This is a genomic window from Alkalibacterium sp. (genome assembly GCF_046484155.1).
Lineage (GTDB): Bacteria > Bacillota > Bacilli > Lactobacillales > Carnobacteriaceae_A > Alkalibacterium.
In genome coordinates this window covers 1-20,293 of the sequence record NZ_JAWOBT010000081.1, presented here as the reverse complement: position 1 = coordinate 20,293, position 20,293 = coordinate 1, and the positions used below count along the sequence as shown (strand labels likewise).

Below are 20,293 nucleotides of genomic sequence, written 5' to 3'. Positions count from 1 at the left end.
TTAAAGAAAGCTGTCTTGTCATTCATAGTTCAGAACGCTTCTGAACCGGCAACGGGATCAGTTTTTTAGTCACTCAAATTTAAAGTTGTTAAAACTGCATACGATGGTAGCGAACAGTCCAATCAGATTTTCCAGTCAGCATCGTCTGCTGATCACAAGTCGGACGTAAACTTATTTTTGAAAGAAATGGTCAGAAAGCCATACTGACAAACCAGCTGACCCTCTAATATCCATTGTATCAGTATAATGACAATCAGTCATGTTAGTAAAGGGAATTGCACTATTTTTTTTTCATCGAATAAACAGCTTTCCTCTCTATTATCTGAAAAAATCGCTGCTCCGCCTCCATTTTCACGGAGGACCATGCCAAAAAGCCATACGGAGAGATTTTCATGGGTGGATCAAACAGTTTCTTTTCGTTTATTGTCTCTTAAGAAGAAGGTCAGGATAAATGCGATGAATGCCAGCAGGGCCATTATTCCAAACCCGCCCCGAATCCCTTCAATACTGATGTCAGGCTGGTTGCCTCCAGCGTTTGCAGCAGGCGCATGGACGAATGAAGAAACGACAGATATGGAAGCAAAAACAAGCGTAATGGCGAAACTCGATCCGATTTGTCTGACCGTTTGTCTGGCTGACGTCGCATGTCCCATTTCTTCATCAGGTAAGGCGTTCATGCCGGCGGTAGTGATCGGGATGTTGAAAATGCCAAAACCGAGTGACAAGAAAAGGTACGTTCCAACGATCAACCATATGGGTGTTGACGTAGATACAAAGACTAATAGAAGTGTACCGATAAAGAGGATCGCACCGCCTAAAGGCCCAATCACCTTCACCCCATATTTATCGTAAAAGTTGCCGGTGATCGGTGAAATAAAGGCTTTCAGCATCCCACCAGGCAAAACGATCAAACCGGACAAAGTTGCTGATCGACCTAGAACGGTTTGAACATAGATGGGCATGACATTTGAGATGCCGGTAATGACCATCAGTCCCAGCATGGCGATAATGACGGCCAAACCAAATGTCCTGTTTTTGAATAACGATACATTCAGCATCGGCTCGTCGCTGTTCAGGTTCCGCCTAATAAAGAGCACGATGAACAGTGCGCCTATCAGAATCCCGCCCCAGGCTATAAGTGAATCAAATCCCTGCGATCCCAAAATGGATAATCCGAAAAGAAAAAGGCCGAAACCAATGAGTGAATGCCTGATCGATACCCAGTCCAAGGTCGGGTTTCCCATCGGCAGCACATCGGTAAGCGTCAGTATAGCAAGCGGGATCACTAAGAGTGAACCGAGGAGTAAAAAGTAGAAAATATAGTGCCAGGAAAGATTGTCAACGACCCAGCCGCCCATTGCCGGACCTAACGTCGGACCTATCCCCAATACAATACCCATCAAACCCAAGGCGCTACCCCGTTTCTCAATGGGTGAAACGGTTAAGATGATCGTCTGCATCAAAGGGATGATCATGCCGGCACCGACACCTTGAAGCAGCGTCCCGACTAAGACGACGTAGAAATTTATGCCTGAAGCCGCAATCAATGAACCCAGACTGAAAATCAGCATCATCAGCACGAATAAATTTCTCGATCGAAACTTATTCATGGCGAAGGCTGTGATCGGGACCATTATACCCTTAAGCAACGTATAACCGGAAACCATCCATTGACCGATCGATGGCGATACGTCCAGATCAATGATCATTGTCGGTAAAGCTGTTTTTATGGCTGTCTGGTTTATGATGATCATAAGCGACCCCATAAATAATGCTGTATAGACTAGACCAATAGGCACTTCGTTGTTATCTCTCCGGTCCAGTTGTTTGACTAAGGCCTCTATCCCTGCTTTAGCTAGCTTGGTTTGTTTGATGTTCACGTGGCGACTCCCTTTTTATTTATATGTAAACATGTATCAGCTGACACAGATAGACTAATAAAAAAAGGAAATCTCTGAGATTTCCTTTTCATCTTATTAAATTATGATAAAAATCATGAAATTAATCAAGCCATTCGACTAAATCAGTCTAATGGTTTTTTGCGTTTGATTTTTCCGTCCCAGCCGGAGTAACCTTTTTGAAGGACGTACAAATCTTCGAATCCTTTTTTACTCAACAGGATCGCAGCACGATAACTCAATGTTTTCTTGTCATCGTATAAGTAGATGGGTTGATCTTTTCTCAATTCTCCCGCACGCTGTTTTAATTGAGAATATGGAATGTTCCGCGCCCCCAGGATATGACCGGCATTGAAATTATCTTTTTCTCTCACATCCACGATTTGAGCGCGACGCATGTTTTCTTTAAACGCTTCATTGTCCAGTGGCGTTGCCGTTTTTTTTCTTTGAAAGTGTAAAAAAACCTCATACGCAGCGTAGCCAATGATTAAAACCCACAAAATAATTGTTGCAATTGTCCATATATCCAAAGCAAACTTCCTCTCTATTCTATTCATATTACAGTTTACATTACTCTAGGGTAATTTTCTAGTCTAAATTTAGTTGAACTCTTCTAACAACGGGATCAATCGTTTGTCAGAGAGATCCACGATATATTCTAAACGCCAACCGTATAGCAGATACTCTTCCGATGGACTCAGTGCGATCGGCGCGTCTTCTTTCAGTTCGAGCACTTCTTCAATTTCTTCATTTTCAAAATCCAAGTATGACAAATGATAGTTTCCTAAATCCTCTTCTACTGCAAAAGAGTCATCAGGGATGACCCCGTATATTTTGCCGTTACGCGTGGCCTGTGTGAGATGCGGTTTCACTGGATATTCGTTCATTGTAACTTTGGGGATATTTATCACCTTATCTCCCACTAAAAAAGGATACTCGTGGAAGAGATGGACTACGTCGTCCTGAATGTCTGATTCAACGATGGCAAGAAACGTGTCTCCATTTAAAAAAAAGTCAATAATGTCTCGGTTGAGCAGTATATCCTCCCGGTCTTCCCTTATGTCACCGATGTACAAGGCTTTAGTGTCAAGTTCGTCAATGTATAAATAAACATTAGCAGAGTACCACCTTGGAGATAATGAAGGGATGTCTTTTTTAGTGAGGGTGTTCTCGTCTATTGTCCAGATATAGACCTGGATCATTTCAGATTCTTGGACGTGGTCATAACTATAGTGAGAGATAAATACGGTGTTGTTGTCGGTAGGATTCCAATCGAATGTCACATAACTTGAATAGTCGAAGGGAGTGGTCTGAACAGTCAAGCCGTCAGCCGTGATCACTGTCAACCTTGAGAAGGCCTCACTTACTTCTTGGAGTAAAATCTCGTCTCGTGATTGATTTATTTGAACTGAGAGGATAGCTGTATCTCCGCTATAAATCGTGCTCTTTTCTCCTGAAAAAATATTGTACTTAATGAGTTCATGATCCTCCGTGCTGCCGATATGAATAAGGATTTCATCTTCAGTCAACCATCCAATGACTTTCTGAAAGGATTCATATTGAATGTCTATCGGCGTGAGCATGACAGTTTCGCTCTCCTCTGGGGGAACAGGTCGTTCATCTGCGATATCCGGGCCCCTCTGGCAAGCAAACAAAAAAAGGCAACAACAAAGTAAAAGAAAAGTCACATAACTGTTGTGTGCTCTCTTTTCAAACATTGTCATCACCTCTGCAAGATTATTCTTTATGCCACTATATTAGCATATAAAAAGGTTCGTCTGTTAGTGACTTGCTTGATGGATCGACTCATTTATAACCAGCGAACTTGCTCCGATGACACCCGCATCATTACCTAATTCGGCGATCCTGATATGTGTACTCTTGCGGATGGTCGGGAAAGCGTAGACGGCAAATTGTCTTCTTACACGTTCAACTAAAAATTCTCCCGCTTTAGATACCCCGCCACCAATCACAATTGTAGATGGATTAAGTATGTTGGCGATATTCCCGCAAGCCAAGCCTAAGTAATCGCTGATTTCGTCAGCAATAGCGATACCATATGCGTCGCCTTCTTTGGCCGCATCCATAATAGCTTTGGCATCGACGGTTTCACCGGCCAAAATAGCTTCTTTAAGTGGAGTGTCCTGATCAAAAGCAGCAGCCTTGTCTTTAGCTACACGGACGATCCCGGTGGCACTGGCTACTGTTTCCAGACAGCCTTTTTTTCCACAGGTACATTTATAACCGTGAGGATCGACTGTTATATGGCCGATTTCTCCGGCTGCGCCAATTGCGCCGTGAATCAGGTCCCCATTCGCGATCACGCCTCCACCTACACCTGTACCTAGTGTGATGAAGACAACATTCGGTTCATCGTTGCCGGCACCGATCCATTTTTCACCAAGCGCTGCCACGTTGGCATCATTGTCGATAAATAACGGGATATTGGTCGCGCCTTCTATCATTTCCTGTAACGGCTGTTCTGTTTTCCAGTTTAAATTATAAGCACCGATAACGGTCCCTTTGCTTTTATTGACCGTGCCCGGAGAGCCCATGCCGATACCTAAGAAATCACTTGCTTGTAGGTTCTTTTCTTTCATGTGCTGCGTGATGGACTGGATGATCGAAGGGGTGATGTGGCTCCCTTCATCAGAAATATCCGTATCGATACTCCATTTGTCTAAAATGACACCCTCACGCGTCACGATGGCGAATTTTATTGTTGTCCCGCCTAAATCCACGCCAATTATATTTTTACTTTGCATCCCTTTTCCTCCATTAACTGTTGATTTTTAAGAAAACAAATTCATTATATTGCCATAACGACTGTATCCGATGACGATCAGTAGAACGACTAAGCTGACAAACAGAAAGGCATAAGTCAATTGCTGCTTTCTATTGATTTTCCATGCTCGTGGGGTCGATAAAGCAAAGGTCGCAATATAACCGCCCACTAATCCCCCGACGTGTCCAGCCATATCGATATTCGGGCTAAACAGACCAAAAACGAGGTTCAGAATAATCAAGAGTGAAAAATTCTTAGCCATTGCTTTGATCTGAGGATGACCCGGATAAAGTTTCACGAGAACGAGTGTTGAACCGAAAAGTCCAAAGATCGCCGTACTCGCTCCAGCCGAGATACTCGTGTTGAAAGCGAAACTTGTCGCATTCCCAACGATTCCGCTTAAAAAATATAAGGCAAAAAAGCGCCAGTGTCCAAAAATCGACTCCAATTGGATGCCTAAAAAATAAATGATCAACGCATTGAATACTAAGTGCATCAATCCGATGTGAAGAAACATGGGTGTGATCAATCGATACCAGTCACCCAAGACGATCAGTTCATTTACTTTTGCGCCCAATTGGACAAGGACCCACTGGTTGGTACTGCCACCTAATATTTCCTGGAGCAAAAACATGACACCGGTTACGGCCAGAATGGAATAAACGATAAACGGTCCAGCTTTCCATCTTTGAAGTTTCAATTTTGTTTTATAATTCACGGTCTACTCTCCCTTGTTGCATTATCTAAACAGTATAGCATATCCTTATACACTGACCCAATCACTAATTGCGTTTTCACAAAAAATATCTAAGTTCATCGTCTAAAAGTCAACCTATTCGGCCGGACCTTTTAATCCAATTAAACTTAGATAGGTGAGTATATCATTCCATGTTTCCGTTGAGGTCTTCTTTAAATTCTTTCGTAGCTCCCAAGTTCTCATTGACCCTCTGACTCTCTTCTACTTGCTCTGACAAACTTTCACCATCACGGCGGTCATGGTGGAAGTTTGTCATATGCGAGCTAACTTTTTCGATCGACAGGATATATGTCGCATTGATATACATCTTCTGGCCATTTTCCAGAACAAAAAGATGAATATGATTGTTAGGTTCTCCATCCGAGTGAGTGATTCGCTGATAAACCTCTTTTGGAGAGTGGTTAACCATATATGTGGCACCACTGGTCAAAGTGATTTTAGCTAATTTCATCAGTATCCTCTCCTTTAAGTGTCCTATACTATTATTTTAAAGGAAAGAGATCATTTTACAAAAATAAGCCCTTGGATTTATCTGACGATAGCTTGGGCTAATTCCGTGTTGTTCATCTTCGTTGTCACAACATAATTACCGGGACGCACGTTCTTAGCATAGCCGTTTTTTTCCAGAAAGTCATTGAAAGCATAAGGGTCATCGATGATTCCGAGATCTTCTAATTGTTCAGCCACGACGCTGCTAGGTTCGCCTTCTCTCACCGTCACTGTGAATTCCTGGACCTCATCTTCTGTCACTTTGTTTTCAGCATCTTCCTCGCCGTCCGTGCCGTTATCGCTATCACTTTCCTGGTTATCTTCAATGTCTGACAGGGTCAGCGTGCCGGAATAACCTTCAGACAAACGGTCAAGTCCATCCTTTAACTGCCCATTTTCTGCTTCTAATTCATCGATCCTAGTCTCAAGTTCCGAGACCGTTTCTATTAAAGAGTCTGAGGCCTCTGCTTGAGTGGTTCGGATTTGACTCGGAGCCGCTAAATCTATTCCCATGACCATCATACTGGCCGCGAGTATCCCCAGCGCAAGTATCCGACTTGTCTTTCTTGACATAACGCTTCTCCACCTTCTATATGTAATTTACGACCGGATGCCTTCTTCGATATAGGAATCAATGATTTCCTGAACTGAAGCGGAAGCTATTCTCAACTGCCTGGAAATGATTTCTGTTGAAACTCCCTTCGTGAACAGCGTAACGATGTTGTCTTTATTTAATTGTGTTACTTGCATTGGGAAATCAAGTTTCTGATCAGCTACTTGTAACTCGCTTTCCAAGGTCTTCACACGTTCATTTAAATCATAAACTGTTTTAGTGACCTCCAGCGAAAAATATTCAAGCTCTTTATATGCCTGCTCTTTTTCCTGCTTTTGTGTAAACGAATAACCAAACACAAGCACTGCTGATCCGAAAAGCACACTAGCTACTATCCATAATTCCATACATACCCTTCCTTCATTTAGATTTAAAGCGACTTTAAAATAATATCATATTTTTTATTAAACAAAAAGGTTTACTGAAAATCCAGTCTATATCTTATGATGAACCAGATCATCTTTATAAAAAAATAAATACTTTGAAAAAAGATTGGCATTTTCAGTCAAAACATGGTATTCTAGTCAAGGCGAAAGGCTAGACACCAAACATGTTTGATAGCCTTCAAAACAGGAATATTGGGAGGGACAATCATGCGAGTAAACGTAACCTTAGAATGTACAGAATGTAAAGAACGCAATTACCTAACATCTAAAAATAAACGTAACAATACTGAACGTTTAGAGATTAAAAAATATTGCCCACGTGAACGCAAATTAACTTTGCACCGCGAAACAAAATAATTTTTAAACTAAATGTTTGAAAAGAAGATAAAAGCTCATAGCTTTTATCTTCTTTTTTTGCGCAAAAAAAAGGTAAGCCGCTGATCCTTACGCGGCTAACCTTTTTTATTGTGGATTATTCCTCTACTTCTTCTGGCATATCTTCTTCTGTCGTATTTTCTTCTTCAGCAAGATTTTCTGCTTCGTTAACCAAGTCATCCAGCGTTTCTACCGATTCCCCGGAGGGCTCTTCTTTAAATTCCCCGGCTTTGAAATAAGCATCAAAAACGCGACGTGAGGCTCTCAGATTTTCTCTATTCGATCGATCTGAGCTGGATACCGGTAAGTAGGGGACGACAACAGCTATGGCTATTTCAGGATCATCAAATGGGGCGTAACCGACATAAGTTATATTGGTTACTTCATCAGTGATTCTTTTTTTCGCCTCATCCCAGTAATAGGCTTGCGCTGTGCCCGTTTTACCTGCAGAAACATAAGGTGTGTCCCCTAAATAATTTCTTGCACTCCCTCTACTTCCATTGACTACTTGATAAAAGCCTTGCTGTACGCGGTCCATGACCGACTCTGACACATCGATCGTATTCAATATTTCAGGCTGTATTTCTGTTTTGAGCGCGCCGACACTCCCATTTTCGGTATCCGTACCACGAATCTCAGAAACCAATCTTGGTGCGATGCGTGTGCCGTCATTGGCAATAGTCGAAACGTATTGCAGCAATTGAAGTGGTGTATACATATCATACTGTCCAAACGAAAAGAATAGGCCTTCGTATGGGCCTGTTCCGGGTCCAGCGAATCCATTCGATTCTGACGGCAAATCGATGCCTGTAGGGACGCCTAAACCAAACTGAGCAAAGTACTGACGCTGTTTTTCCAGCAGCTCCTGTCCATCAATATTTAACGACATACCTTTTGTATAATCCCATTCGCCGCCCATGCGCATGGCGAGTCGTGACATGTAGACGTTTGAAGACACTTCCAAGGCTGTGATATCATTTACCGCCTCTGCTCCGTATCTATTGAACACGGATGAGATGGAATTGGAACCTTGGATTTCTAAAGGCTGGTCGACAATGACATTATTGCTGCTGTCCAGGACCCCATCCATATACGCGGACAAAACGGTAGCGCCTTTAACGGCAGAACCCATGTTGAAGTTCTCAAAGAAAACACCATAAGTTTTATCTTTCACTTCACCATCTTCCACTTCTTTACCGGTCATGGCTAAGATGTCACCATTACGCGGGTCCATTGCTGCGATATAGATGCTATTGTTTAAGCCTTCACGTTCTGCTAAGGAATCTATGGCGATTTGTTCGACTGTTTTCTGGAAATCGATATCCATCGTGAGGACTAAATTATCGCCTTTCTGTCCGGAGTACTGCTCTATCTGATTGATAATGTCCCCACTGGTATTCGTTTCCGTTTCAATTTTTGATTTTGTCCCTTTTAAGACTGTCTCATACTGTTCTTCTAAATAACTGCTTCCTACTCTGTCGTTTCTGGAATAACCTCTGGCCAGATATGTTTTTAATCCGTCCTCAGGCACACCTTTTTCTTCGGTCGTGACACTGCCTATAATCGAACTAAGCATGTCGCCTTCCGGATAATATCTGACCCAATCCGTACCGGTATCGATCCCCGGAAATTTATCCAGGTTTTCACTGACACGAGCAATTTCTTCCTGCGTGACATCTGTATTTTTCAAATTGACTGTACTTAATGAATAGGCGGCATTCATTTTTTTGAATATGGCTGCGGCTTTTAGGTCCCTTTCTTCAAAAGAGCGAATCTCATCCGTTGAAACGCTTTTCAGCATCACTTGATAAGACTCGGGTCCGGCTAAACGCAGTTCATCGTCAGACAAGCGTTCGCGGATTTCTTCTTGGTTGCGGGCTATAAAGTAGTCTTTCAGATCACGTTCACTCAAGTCATAGCTTCGCTCAACATCAAACGCTGTTGTGTGAGGCATCGAAATATAATCAGCTAAGTCATACCCCACTTTCGCCATCTGACTTGCAGGTACGTTTTTACCACGTGTATAGGTGATGGAGTGTCTCGCTTCGTTGCCGACCAGTTTATTTAAATTCGCGTCAAAAATCTCGCCTCTGGGTACGCTCCCTGTGATCGTGGTCCGTTCTGTCCGTTCAACTTCTGATTGGTATTCATCGGCGCGCACTATTTGTAGATAGGCCAACCGTAAAATAAGACTTGAAAAAAGTAAAAAAACAGTAAAAAATAATAAATTTAAACGAAAGGGAATATGTGACTTCTTTTTATTGGCTCTTTTCTGTTTTGGTGCTTTCAATTCATTTCCTCCTATTGCTATGTAAGCGACTTCCCCAGATTATTTTCATTTCAGTGATGCTTTACATTTTCATACTCCTACTAGTGTACCAAATCGATAATTAAAATGCCACAGCCTCCCTGTGATTAAAGCGACGATACTGTGACTCTTTTATGTCTTTATTTTTTAAGGAACTTCATTTCATCAATAAAACGATCCAATTCATTATTAATTAAGCATACGTGACAAGGACGGTATGTGGTCCGTTTATGTGCCGATCCGATAGCTGGGGCTGGGTGTCACTCTGAGAGATTCTGGTGTCCTGATGTGGCATTGCACGACTCTCAGCTGCTCGTCCTTGGTGCGAAGGGCACGCATTTTGATGTTCCGTCCCCTTCAGCTGCTCGTCCTTGGTGCGAAGGGCACGCTATCTGCTGTTCCGTGCCTTTCAGCTCTCGATTCCAATTACGAAGGGCACGCATTCCGCTCTTCCGTGCCCTTCAGCTCTCGATTCCAATCACGAAGGGCACGCAATCCGCTCTTCCGTGCCCTTCAGCTCTTGATTCCAATCACGAAGGGCACGCAATCCGGTATTAAGTGCCTTTTCTGATAAATTTCCGAGTAGAGCTTCCAGAATTCATATCTGAACTTTCCTTTTCGCTTGAATTTAAAGATTTATATAAGGAAAAAGGCTAGGACATAGGTCCTAGCCTTTCATATCGCTAATAATTATTTTGCGTCGTTATAACGTTTAGCTACTTCTTCCCAGTTAACAACATTCCAGAAAGCTTTAACGTAATCAGGACGTCTGTTCTGATAGTTTAGGTAATAAGCATGTTCCCAAACATCGATTCCTAAGATAGGTGTCTTACCTACAGAATAAGGAGAGTCCTGGTTTAATGTATCCATTACTTCCAGTTTCCCATCAGAAACCACTAACCAGGCCCAACCTGAACCGAAACGTCCAGTTGCTGCAGTACTGAATTTTTCTTTGAATGACTCAAAGTCTCCGAAAGTTTCTTTAATTGCATTTGCTAATTCACCTGTGGGCTCGCCGCCACCGTTTGGTGAAAGGATTTCCCAGAAGAGTGAGTGGTTAGCATGTCCGCCGCCGTTATTTCTAACAGCTGTTTTGATACCTTCAGGTACAGAGTCTAATTTTTTCATTAACTCTTCGATACTTAATTCAGCTAATTCTGGATTGTTTTCCAGAGCTTTATTTGTTTTAGTCACATAACCGGAGTGATGCTTGTCATGATGTAAATGCATCGTTTCCTCGTCGATCGTTGGTGCTAATGCATCATAAGCGTATGGTAAATCTGGTAAAGTATATGTCATAGTGAACATTCCCCCTATTTTTTTATCGTACATAACTATTGTAACATTTCAGACATATTTTTCAATTAAAAACACTTATAGAAAGTAAGAGCCTGTCTGATGAGTTTACGACCCTCGCAGGCTTTAGCCATCTAAAATATGATTGCTTTTTACCTGTTTTAGAAGTAAACTTACTTTATTACTTACTTAAGAAAGGCGTTAAATTATGAAAGAATATTTGAAGCTGGGATTTACCGATCCTCAGCATCTTTACCACGCAAATGAAATGTCACGGAAACATCTTTTTTATTATTTTTCTTTACTTGCACTCATTATTACCTTTTCCATGGCCTCTATTTTGCTATCAGTGATGGGGAGTCTGAGAGTAGATGGTCAGGAGATCACTGAAACACTCCCGGTTTTTGAAATCAGGGACAATGAATTGGTGGTTGAAACCGATGAAGATTCTTACATTCATCAAACAGATTCATTTTTGTTTTTCTTTGATCCGAATGGGTCAATCAAAATCGAGGAAATCGATAATAATATCGAACGTTTAAATGTACCGATCGGTGTAGGGTTAATGGAGGACCAGTTTTATCTGAATGTCCTCGGTCAGGGCTTACCTCTTTCCTATGAACAATTAAACGGCTTCGACGATACTCAATTTAAGGAAGTCTTTTCTCAATTGGGACGTTTTTCTCCCGTCGTATTGTTATCGATCTTCCTTGTCACCTATTTGGCAAGCGGCCTCAGCCTATTATATGAATGGTTGATCGTTGCCTTGTTTGCAAATGTCTTGAAGACACTTACCAGAGTTACTCTTCCATTCAAAAAATTAGCACGAATGGCGCTTGTAGCGCTCAGCGTTCCGACCATAGTCATTGCGGTATTTGAAGCATTCGGTTTCTTTTTACCTTTTGTTTTCGAAATAAAATTAGGTTTTGCGCTATATTTCTTGTATTCATCCTTGAAAAATTACAAGAAAAATCAGACGATATAACAAAAAAAGACCGTCACGGCTGGATAATCCAGCCGTGACGGTCTTTTTTGTTCTTTATTTTTTTGACTTAAGTCGGAATGCGCGTATTCTTTTTTCTTCTTTTTTACGTTCGATTTTTCGTTTGTATCCGGGTTTGACGTTCTTTTTCAATTTCTTTCTTAATCCGTGAATTTCGGGATCGAAATCAGTTTTATTCACGTTCTTACCTTTACGGTGATCTCTGCGGTTACGGTCATAAGAATCAACGACTTCACCATTTTTGATTTCTTTAGGCTGGAAGCTGATACCTCGTTTTTCGATCAAGGCAATATCTTGCTCATCATCTGGACCAAAAAGCGTGATCGCAATACCACTGAGCTGGTTACGACCGGTACGGCCGACACGGTGGACAAAATAGTCTAAATCTTGAGGAACTTCAGCATTGATTACATGTGAGATCCCTTCGATATCGATACCACGAGCAGCTAAATCAGTTGCCACGACATATTGAAATTCCAGATTTTGAATCTGTCTCATCACTCTTCGACGTTCGCGTGACGTAATACCACCGTGAATGACTGCTACTTTCAGTCCCTTTTTCTTCAACTGGTGGGCAATATCATCTACGTATTCTTTTGTATTAGCAAATACTAAAGCCATATACGGTTGTCCGATAGTGAGCAATTGATGGATCAATTCAATTTTATTTTTACCTTTTGTAGAAATCAACCAGTTCTCAACGGTATCCGCAATGATCTGCTTGTTTTCCACTTCAATGACGATCGGACTATGCATGTACTTCTTCAAGAAGGGTTGCAATTTTTGTGGAACAGTCGCTGAAAAGACGAGCATCTTACCTTTTTCAGGTAGACGTGTCGCAATCTTGTCGACATCTTCCAGGAACCCCATGTCCAGTGTCATATCGGCTTCATCCACGACCATATACTGAGACGTGTGAATACGCAGGTCATTACTTTCAATAACATCAAGTAACCGACCCGGTGTTCCGATCACAACTTGTGGTTGAGAGTGTTGAAGTTTCTGGATCAGTCTATTCTTATCCGTTCCACCAATGATTGTCTGTACATTGATTTCTTCTGGAGAATGGCTCGCTAACTGAGTCGCAGCGTTGGCTAATTGTTCAGCCAGTTCTCGACTCGGTGCAGTGATAACCACCTGGACTTCTGCTTTTTTAGGATCGATTTGATTAAACAATGGAAGTAAGAACGCATGTGTTTTACCGGAACCTGTTTGGGATTGTCCAATAATATCTCGACCTTTTTTCACTACAGGAATAACTTTTTCCTGTATTTCAGTCGGTTTATCAAAACCAATTTCTTTTATTGCTTCAATTAAATAATCAGGTAGATTAAATTTATCGAATGGGTGTTTCATTTTTCATTCCTCATTTCTTTACTACTACGTATTGTACCAAAGGAAAGCCAATCAATCTACATTTATATTTATTTTCTTATTAATGAAAGGCAATGAAAACTTATTATTGCCTTACTTTGACTTACTTTTCTCGTCGTCTGTCCTTAAACACTTTCACAAAGATGTGGCAAATAAGTTGATTGCTGAGTCAATAAAAAGTAAAATAGTAACAGGCTGTATGAACATGCGCGTCATGTAGAAAAGAGGAGAAACAATGTCTAAAGAAATAAAAGCTTTATATATAATATTTGGAGCTACCGGAGATTTAGCTTCTCGAAAATTATATCCCGCCTTATACCGGTTATTTAAAAAGGGATATTTACGTGACCATTTTGCTGTTATCGGTACAGCGCGAAGAGAATGGTCGGATGAGTATTATCAAAACGTCGTTAAAGAATCGATCGAGTCTCTTGCTGATTCAGAAGATGACGCCATAGATTTTTCAAGTCACTTCAGATACCAGTCTCATAATGTGAAAGATACCGCACATTATCATACGCTGAAAGATTTAGCTGATTCACTGGACGACAAATATGAAATTGGAGGCAACCGTATCTTCTTTCTTTCAATGTCTCCTATGTTTTTCGGAACCATTACCACTCATTTGAAAGATCAGCAGTTAGTGACAGAGAACGGATTCAATCGTGTCATCATCGAGAAACCATTTGGCACAGATTTAGAATCCTCCAAACAACTCAACGATGAAATCAAAGCCTCATTTGACGAGGAGCAGCTCTATCGTATCGATCACTATTTAGGCAAAGAAATGGTACAGACGATCCTAGCGCTGCGTTTCTCCAACCGTATCATCCAGGAAAGCTGGAATAGTAAGTCGATTTCTTCTATTCAAATCACTTTAGCAGAAGAATTAGGCGTTGAAGAACGCGGAGAATACTACGATAAAACTGGTGCATTGAGAGACATGGTTCAAAATCACGTTTTACAGGTGGTTAGCTTACTCACGATGGACGAGCCCGAATCCTTCTCAACAACTGATATCCGCGAGCAAAAACTGGCGATACTTGAATCGCTTAAACAACCGAATGTAGATCAGGAATTCGTAAGGGGTCAGTATCAAACTTCAAACGACGGCGAAGCAAAGGGCTACCGTGATGAAGACAAAGTGGATCCTGACTCTCTGACTGAGACTTTCGTGGCCGGAAAAGTAGTCATCGATACAGATAAATGGCGCGATGTCCCTATCTACATTCGAACAGGTAAACGCATGAAAGAAAAAACATCCCGTATCGATGTCCTATGGAATAAAACAGAGAAGCAGTTGTTTGAAGAAAACGATTCGCTCCTGACCATCCACATCAGTCCTAAAGAAGGCTTTGAGATCCAGCTGAACGATAAAGAAATCGGACCGGGTATGCAGCTCAGACCGGTCACACTGAGTTCCATCCGTTCTGAAAAAACGATCAAAGAAAGTCCTGAAGCTTATGAAAAATTGATCTTGGATGCCTTGAATGGTGACGAAACGAACTTTGCTCATTGGGGCGAAGTTGCCTCTTCCTGGAAGTATGTCGATCATATCAGACAGGCATGGAATCAGAATGAAGAAAGCATTCCTTTCTACCCTGCCCACACCATGGGTCCAGAAGAAGCAAACGAGTTATTAGCAAAAGACGATCAGAAATGGATTTACGATCCCAAAGAATAATAGAATAGAAAAAATGCCTTACCAGTGACTTTCATCGCTGGTAAGGCATTTTTTTATAGGCTGCTTTGGCAATTATCGGATAAGTATGCGCTGAAAAAAGCGGGTTTGAATGCTATTTCTGACGCACCCGTTCTTTACAATTTGTTGTTGTTTATATCTTTTTCATAATGGAAAAAGGATTTTAATTTATCTTTTACGGAAGGGATCGTCCCCGCTTTATCGTTTTCGATTTGCAGGACCAGTTTAGGTTCGTGCAGACTCATTCGTAAAAGTAGCCAGCCCTGTCCGTAGGGTTCGCTTAACTGTACGCGCTCACCTTCCAGATTGTCTGGAACCAAGGTAAAGCCGTCGATGTTGTTCACCCATTTTGCAAAGCGGTCCAGCGTATTCAAACCGATTTCTTTGTAATCCGGATTTGTGATGACAAAACGGATCTCTTCAGTTTCGGCCGGTTGTTTCAGGTGTTTAATCAAATCAGTGACGCTCTTATTGTCTTTAGTCAATTCAGCTTCTTTGGCAACGATTTTAGCTGCTAAATAGGCACCATCGTCCAGGAAGAAATTTTCTCTCAGCGCAGCATGGCCACTCGTTTCGATCGCCAGTGCACAATCCACGCCTTCTTTGTTTAAAGAAATCCCACGGTTGATCACGTTTCTGTACCCTGAGATATAGCGGTCAACTTCCCCCCCCATCTCCTCAACAAAGCGGATCAGGTGGTCGGATACGGGTGAATTGGTCACGATGGTGGTTCCTGGATTTTCCTCCAGCACTATCGCACCGATCAGACCGATCAAGTTATTGCGGTTGATGCCATTCCCTTTACTGTCAACAATAGCAGAGCGGTCGACATCCGTATCAAAAATAATACCCAGATCGGCCTGGTTCGCCAAGACGGCTTCCGAAATGCTCTGCATGGCTTCTTTATTGTCGGGGTTGGGTTCATGATTAGGGAATGTCCCGTCAGGATTCAAGAATTGACTGCCTGAGATGTCGGCTCCCAAGACTTTCAGTACCTTCTCAGCGAAAAAGCCACCGGCACCATTTCCCGCATCCACAATGATTTTACGGTTGCTTAACGGTTTCGCCTCTTCATCCACTTTCAACGCTGTCCTGATTTTCATGACCAGATCGGCCGCGTAGACAGAGAGTAAATCTTTCTCACTTTTTTGTGAAGGTGATTCGACCGCATAATCGTTTTCTTTATCTGCTAATGACAGAATCATTTCGATATCTTCGTGCTCGAGGCCGCCTTCGTTAGTGAAAAATTTCAGGCCGTTATATTCCATCGGCAAATGGCTCGCAGTGATCATGATACCGATATCGGATTTGAACTCATCATATTGTGTAGACATGAATAACGCTGGCGTGGTTGCCATTTGAGCGTCAATGACTGCTATACCTGATTTGGTGAAAACATCGGTCAGCCAGTTTTTGATTGCAGGACCGGTAAGACGACTGTCGTGTCCGATCGTGATCGTCGTTTGCGTTAACGGTTTGTCTGTTTTTTCGGTCCACCATCCGATCAGACCATTGGCTATTTTTTTCACAGTTTCTTCCGTCAGGTTTTTCTTGTTGTTTTCAGTATCCAGAGCAAACCCTCTAATGTCTGAACCGTTTTGCAAATGCGTTAAATTTGTCTTCGTCATTATATTCGCCCCTTATATCGTATCGTATGGTTATAGTGACTGATCGATTCGCTTTATTGATCGGGTTCTTCTAGCAGTTCATCAAAATGATGGTAAACTTTCTCCGCTTCTTCCTTTGTTTTGGAAACCAGCATGATCGTATCGTTTCCCGCTACGGTGCCTACGATCTCAGGATAGTGGATATCATCGACCAATGCGCCGATGACGTGTGCATTTCCGGGTATCGTTTTGACGACATTCAAAAACTCCACATGAGTGATCCCGATCACGACACTTTTTATTGTCGAAGATAGTTTTTCTTCCATTGTAATCTGATTATTCTGATACAGGATATATTTGACCCCGCCGTCTGAAGCTGTCGATTTAATCAAATTCAGTTCTTTTATGTCACGTGAAATGGTTGCCTGTGTCGCCTTGATACCTTTCTCGCGCAGGCGTTCCAGCAGCTCATCCTGAGTGGAAACATCATGATTCAACACGATTTGCTTGATTAGCATCTGTCTTTCTGATTTCCGCATATCCTCCCTACTTTCTATAGACTGATATATATATATAAATCGATTATAACTTATTTCGCATAAACATTCATCTGATTCTACCTCGATCTTTTATTTTAGAATGACTAAAATCAAGCGAGGTTCGATAGAAAATCTTGCTAGTCTCGGCTAGCTTTGCTATAATACAAGTGATTAATACTTATGTAATCGGAACCGGCTAGACTTTTGACTATTCAAAAAAAAAGCCCTTTTTTTATGCACACGTATTAAAAAAATTTAAGGGTCAACTATCAAATACAGGAGGTCTTTTAATGGACTATAAACAAATCATCGCGGAAGCGATACATGAAGAACTGCACGAATCTTTAGAATTAAATGAAATTAAACTTTTGCTTGAAAAACCTAAACACTCGGATCACGGAGACGTTGCTTTTCCCACGTTCCAGTTAGCTAAATTGTTAAGAAAGAATCCAGCACAAATTGCTCAAGACGTCGGCGAAAAAATAGCTTCACCACTTATTGACCATATGCAGATCGTTGGACCTTACATCAACTTCTTCTTGAAAAAAGAAACAGTGTCCAGTGCGGTCTTACAAGAAGTCATCGCAGAAAAAAGCGATTTCGGGAATCTGAAAATCGGTAACGGCGCCAACGTTCCTATCGATATGTCTTCTCCAAATATCGCCAAACCCATGTCTATGGGTCACCTGCGCTCGACCGTTATCGGCAATTCATTGGCAAATATTTTCGAAAAAGTCGACTTCACTCCTGTACGCATCAATCATTTAGGTGACTGGGGCACACAGTTCGGCAAACTGATCACCGCTTATAAAAAATGGGGTTCCAAAGAAAAAGTCCAAGAAAATCCGATCGAAGAACTATTACGCCTGTATGTAAAATTCCATGAGGTAGCTGAAGATGATCCGTCTCTGGACGATGAAGCCCGCTTATGGTTCAAGAAGCTGGAAGAAGGAAATGAAGAAGCGACCGAATTGTGGACTTGGTTCAGAGAAGAATCTCTCAACGTATTCAATAAAGTTTATGACCGTCTCGGTATTCACTTTGATTCCACCAAAGGCGAAGCTTTTTATAATGATAAAATGGAAGAAGTCGTCAAGTTACTCGATGATAAACACTTATTGTCTGCCGATCAAGGGGCTCACATCGTTGACCTCGAAAAATATGGCTTGAATCCAGCTCTGATCATGAAATCAGACGGCGCAACCTTATACATCACGCGTGACTTAGCCGCTGCTTTCTATCGAAAGAAAACATATGACTTTTCTCAAGCCTTATACGTCGTCGGTCAAGAACAATCGAACCACTTCAAACAATTGAAAGCCGTTTTAACTGAAGCAGGCATCGACTGGGCAGACGATATCCACCATATTCCTTTTGGTTTGATCACCAAAGACGGCGAGAAACTGTCCACACGTAAAGGTAAAGTCGTCTTGCTGGAAGAAGTTCTAAATGAAGCAAGTGCTCTGGCATTGAAACAGATCGAGGATAAAAATCCTGATCTGCCAAACAAAGAAATCGTTGCAGAACAAGTCGGTGTTGGCGCTGTTGTGTTCCACGACTTGAAAATTGACCGCTTAAACAGTTTCGACTTTACGATCGAAGAAGTCGTACAGTTTGAAGGCGAAACCGGCCCTTACGTCCAGTACACTCGTGCACGTGCAATGAGTATTTTGAAAAAAGCTGAAGTTTCTGACTTTGATGCTTCAAACGCCTTCGAACTCAGTGATGAGTATAGCTGGGAAGTCATCAAATTACTGCAGGAATATCCTAACACGGTCAAACGTGCGTATGAAAACTACGAACCATCGATCATTGCTAAACACGCGGTCAGCTTAGCTCAAGCGTTTAATAAGTTTTATGCGAATGTTCGCGTCTTGGATGAAAACAAAGAAAAAGAGGCTCGCTTAGCCTTAGTTTTCGCAATAACTGAAGTGCTTAAAGAAGACTTGCGTATTCTTGGCGTTCAGGCACCCAATCAAATGTAAAAACCTGAAAAGTTTAAAACCGCCGTCTCCCCTTTTATCTGGGGAGACGGCGGTTTTTGTTTTGAACAATCTGTTCTGTAAGGTTGAAACCGGCTTGAAGTCGGTTTCTTCGTTCTTCTTCAACGAAAAGAAGTAGACACTATCGCTGTTTGACTTTATTTCAGTTTATCGTTTTCGTACGTGTAGACCTGGTCGAGCCCTGCAAAATCCTGTTGTCTCAAGGCTTCGTAAATCAGGATATTTGCGGTATTGGATAAATTGAGCGAGCGGATATGCTCGTCATTCATCGGGATACGCAGACACTTCTCGGGGTTCTCCTGCATGAATTTTTCGGGCAGGCCGGTCGTTTCTTTCCCGAATAAGAAGTAATGATCTTTAGACGTATCAGAGAAATCGACATCAGAATAAACATTTTCCGCAAATTTCGAAATCAGATAAAGCGGACTGTCGCCAACCACTTCTAAAAAGGCATCCAGATTTTTGTGATACCGGATCCCTACTTTATCCCAATAATCGAGCCCGGCGCGTTTCAGCTGTTTATCGTCAGTACTGAATCCTAAGGGTTCGATCAAGTGTAACGTGGTGTTCGTTCCCGCACACGTCCTGGAAATGTTTCCGGTGTTAGCGGGTATCAGGGGTTCAAATAATGCAATATGATTGGTCACGCAATCTCTCCTCAGTCGTTCAATTTATTTAATCGGGCTTTCAATTCATCAATGGCTTCGTTGAATTCACCGATCGTTTCTGCTTCCGTTTCTTTCTTGACCGCTTCCTCTAGAAACAAAACGATCTCTTCATTGGGACGTTTACTCGTGATGGTAGCGACCGCCCATGCGGCTGTACCTCTGATCATTGGTCTTACATCATTATCAATGACATTCAGCAAGTCTGGGACTGCGGTGTAATCCCGGTAATTGGCTAAAGCGATGATGGCATTACGCTGCAGCGGTTTCTTGCCGCGCCACGATCCCGCCAAATCACCGAACGTGTCTTTGAAATCTCGATTGGAAATGGTCAAAAGCGGTTTGAGTTCCGGCGTGGTGTTGACCGGATCGGGTTCCATCTCTTCATGGAAATGCGAGTCGATGCCTTTGTTGTACGGACAGACGATCTGGCAGATATCACACCCATAGATCATGTGCCCCATTTTGCGGCGGTATTCTTTCGGCATGTAGC

Annotated in this window: 19 protein-coding genes; 4 read left to right on the top strand and 15 right to left on the bottom strand. The window is 42.1% G+C overall.

All coding sequences use genetic code 11. The features are described from left to right. Window positions 1-401 precede the first annotated feature (401 nt). From R6U02_RS06125 to R6U02_RS06090, 8 genes are all read right to left on the bottom strand, one after another. Window positions 402-1,880, bottom strand: a complete 1,479-nt coding sequence (locus tag R6U02_RS06125) for an MDR family MFS transporter (RefSeq protein WP_410262739.1) — start codon at window positions 1,878-1,880, stop codon at window positions 402-404. Between the two features lie 143 nt (window positions 1,881-2,023). Continuing rightward, window positions 2,024-2,455, bottom strand: coding sequence for a rhodanese-like domain-containing protein (locus tag R6U02_RS06120; protein ID WP_410262738.1), 432 nt, complete (start codon window positions 2,453-2,455; stop codon window positions 2,024-2,026). A gap of 42 nt (window positions 2,456-2,497) precedes the next feature. After that, window positions 2,498-3,481, bottom strand: coding sequence for a hypothetical protein (locus R6U02_RS06115; protein ID WP_410262737.1), 984 nt, complete (start codon window positions 3,479-3,481; stop codon window positions 2,498-2,500). A 198-nt stretch (window positions 3,482-3,679) separates the two neighbouring features. Next, window positions 3,680-4,663, bottom strand: coding sequence for an ROK family glucokinase (locus R6U02_RS06110; RefSeq protein WP_410262736.1), 984 nt, complete (start codon window positions 4,661-4,663; stop codon window positions 3,680-3,682). 27 nt (window positions 4,664-4,690) lie between these two features. Next, window positions 4,691-5,401: a rhomboid family intramembrane serine protease gene (locus tag R6U02_RS06105; RefSeq protein ID WP_410262735.1), complete on the bottom strand. Its 711-nt coding sequence runs from the start codon at window positions 5,399-5,401 to the stop codon at window positions 4,691-4,693. Between the two features lie 163 nt (window positions 5,402-5,564). Next, on the bottom strand, window positions 5,565-5,891 hold the full coding sequence (locus R6U02_RS06100; RefSeq protein WP_410262734.1) for a hypothetical protein: 327 nt from the start codon (window positions 5,889-5,891) through the stop codon (window positions 5,565-5,567). Window positions 5,892-5,968: 77 nt separating this feature from the next. Beyond that, window positions 5,969-6,502: a hypothetical protein gene (locus R6U02_RS06095; protein ID WP_410262733.1), complete on the bottom strand. Its 534-nt coding sequence runs from the start codon at window positions 6,500-6,502 to the stop codon at window positions 5,969-5,971. Between the two features lie 27 nt (window positions 6,503-6,529). Continuing rightward, window positions 6,530-6,889: a hypothetical protein gene (locus tag R6U02_RS06090; RefSeq protein ID WP_410262732.1), complete on the bottom strand. Its 360-nt coding sequence runs from the start codon at window positions 6,887-6,889 to the stop codon at window positions 6,530-6,532. 246 nt (window positions 6,890-7,135) lie between these two features. Between R6U02_RS06090 and rpmG the strand changes: the two genes are divergently transcribed. Beyond that, window positions 7,136-7,285: a 50S ribosomal protein L33 gene (gene rpmG / locus R6U02_RS06085; RefSeq protein ID WP_410262731.1), complete on the top strand. Its 150-nt coding sequence runs from the start codon at window positions 7,136-7,138 to the stop codon at window positions 7,283-7,285. Between the two features lie 115 nt (window positions 7,286-7,400). Here rpmG and R6U02_RS06080 read toward each other — a convergent pair whose 3' ends face one another. Next, on the bottom strand, window positions 7,401-9,593 hold the full coding sequence (locus tag R6U02_RS06080) for a peptidoglycan D,D-transpeptidase FtsI family protein (protein ID WP_410262730.1): 2,193 nt from the start codon (window positions 9,591-9,593) through the stop codon (window positions 7,401-7,403). A gap of 708 nt (window positions 9,594-10,301) precedes the next feature. Further along, window positions 10,302-10,910 (bottom strand): superoxide dismutase, encoded by a 609-nt coding sequence (locus R6U02_RS06075; RefSeq protein ID WP_410262729.1) that lies wholly within the window; start codon window positions 10,908-10,910, stop codon window positions 10,302-10,304. A 205-nt stretch (window positions 10,911-11,115) separates the two neighbouring features. On the opposite strand from R6U02_RS06075, the gene R6U02_RS06070 reads away from it, so the two are divergent. Continuing rightward, a complete protein-coding gene (locus R6U02_RS06070) occupies window positions 11,116-11,892 on the top strand; it encodes a DUF1189 domain-containing protein (RefSeq protein WP_410262728.1) in 777 nt (258 codons plus the stop codon). 54 nt (window positions 11,893-11,946) lie between these two features. Here R6U02_RS06070 and R6U02_RS06065 read toward each other — a convergent pair whose 3' ends face one another. Then, the gene (locus R6U02_RS06065) at window positions 11,947-13,266 is read right to left on the bottom strand and encodes a DEAD/DEAH box helicase (RefSeq protein WP_410262727.1); all 1,320 of its coding nucleotides are present in this window, start codon (window positions 13,264-13,266) and stop codon (window positions 11,947-11,949) included. 253 nt (window positions 13,267-13,519) lie between these two features. On the opposite strand from R6U02_RS06065, the gene zwf reads away from it, so the two are divergent. Next, window positions 13,520-14,968 carry a glucose-6-phosphate dehydrogenase gene (gene zwf / locus R6U02_RS06060; RefSeq protein WP_410262726.1) on the top strand — a complete coding sequence of 483 codons (1,449 nt, stop codon included), beginning with the start codon at window positions 13,520-13,522 and terminating at the stop codon, window positions 14,966-14,968. Window positions 14,969-15,102: 134 nt separating this feature from the next. Here zwf and R6U02_RS06055 read toward each other — a convergent pair whose 3' ends face one another. Then, window positions 15,103-16,614 carry a phosphomannomutase/phosphoglucomutase gene (locus tag R6U02_RS06055; protein WP_410262725.1) on the bottom strand — a complete coding sequence of 504 codons (1,512 nt, stop codon included), beginning with the start codon at window positions 16,612-16,614 and terminating at the stop codon, window positions 15,103-15,105. 53 nt (window positions 16,615-16,667) lie between these two features. Continuing rightward, entirely contained in the window at window positions 16,668-17,132 is a 465-nt protein-coding gene (gene argR / locus R6U02_RS06050) for an arginine repressor (RefSeq protein ID WP_410262724.1), read from the bottom strand. A gap of 290 nt (window positions 17,133-17,422) precedes the next feature. Between argR and argS the strand changes: the two genes are divergently transcribed. After that, the gene (argS, locus tag R6U02_RS06045) at window positions 17,423-19,117 is read left to right on the top strand and encodes an arginine--tRNA ligase (RefSeq protein ID WP_410262723.1); all 1,695 of its coding nucleotides are present in this window, start codon (window positions 17,423-17,425) and stop codon (window positions 19,115-19,117) included. Window positions 19,118-19,272: 155 nt separating this feature from the next. Here argS and R6U02_RS06040 read toward each other — a convergent pair whose 3' ends face one another. Both R6U02_RS06040 and R6U02_RS06035 read right to left on the bottom strand, forming a co-directional pair. Beyond that, on the bottom strand, window positions 19,273-19,782 hold the full coding sequence (locus R6U02_RS06040; protein ID WP_410262722.1) for a tRNA (cytidine(34)-2'-O)-methyltransferase: 510 nt from the start codon (window positions 19,780-19,782) through the stop codon (window positions 19,273-19,275). A gap of 11 nt (window positions 19,783-19,793) precedes the next feature. Further along, on the bottom strand, window positions 19,794-20,293 hold a 500-nt coding region (locus R6U02_RS06035), incomplete at its 5' end, for a HEAT repeat domain-containing protein (protein ID WP_410262721.1).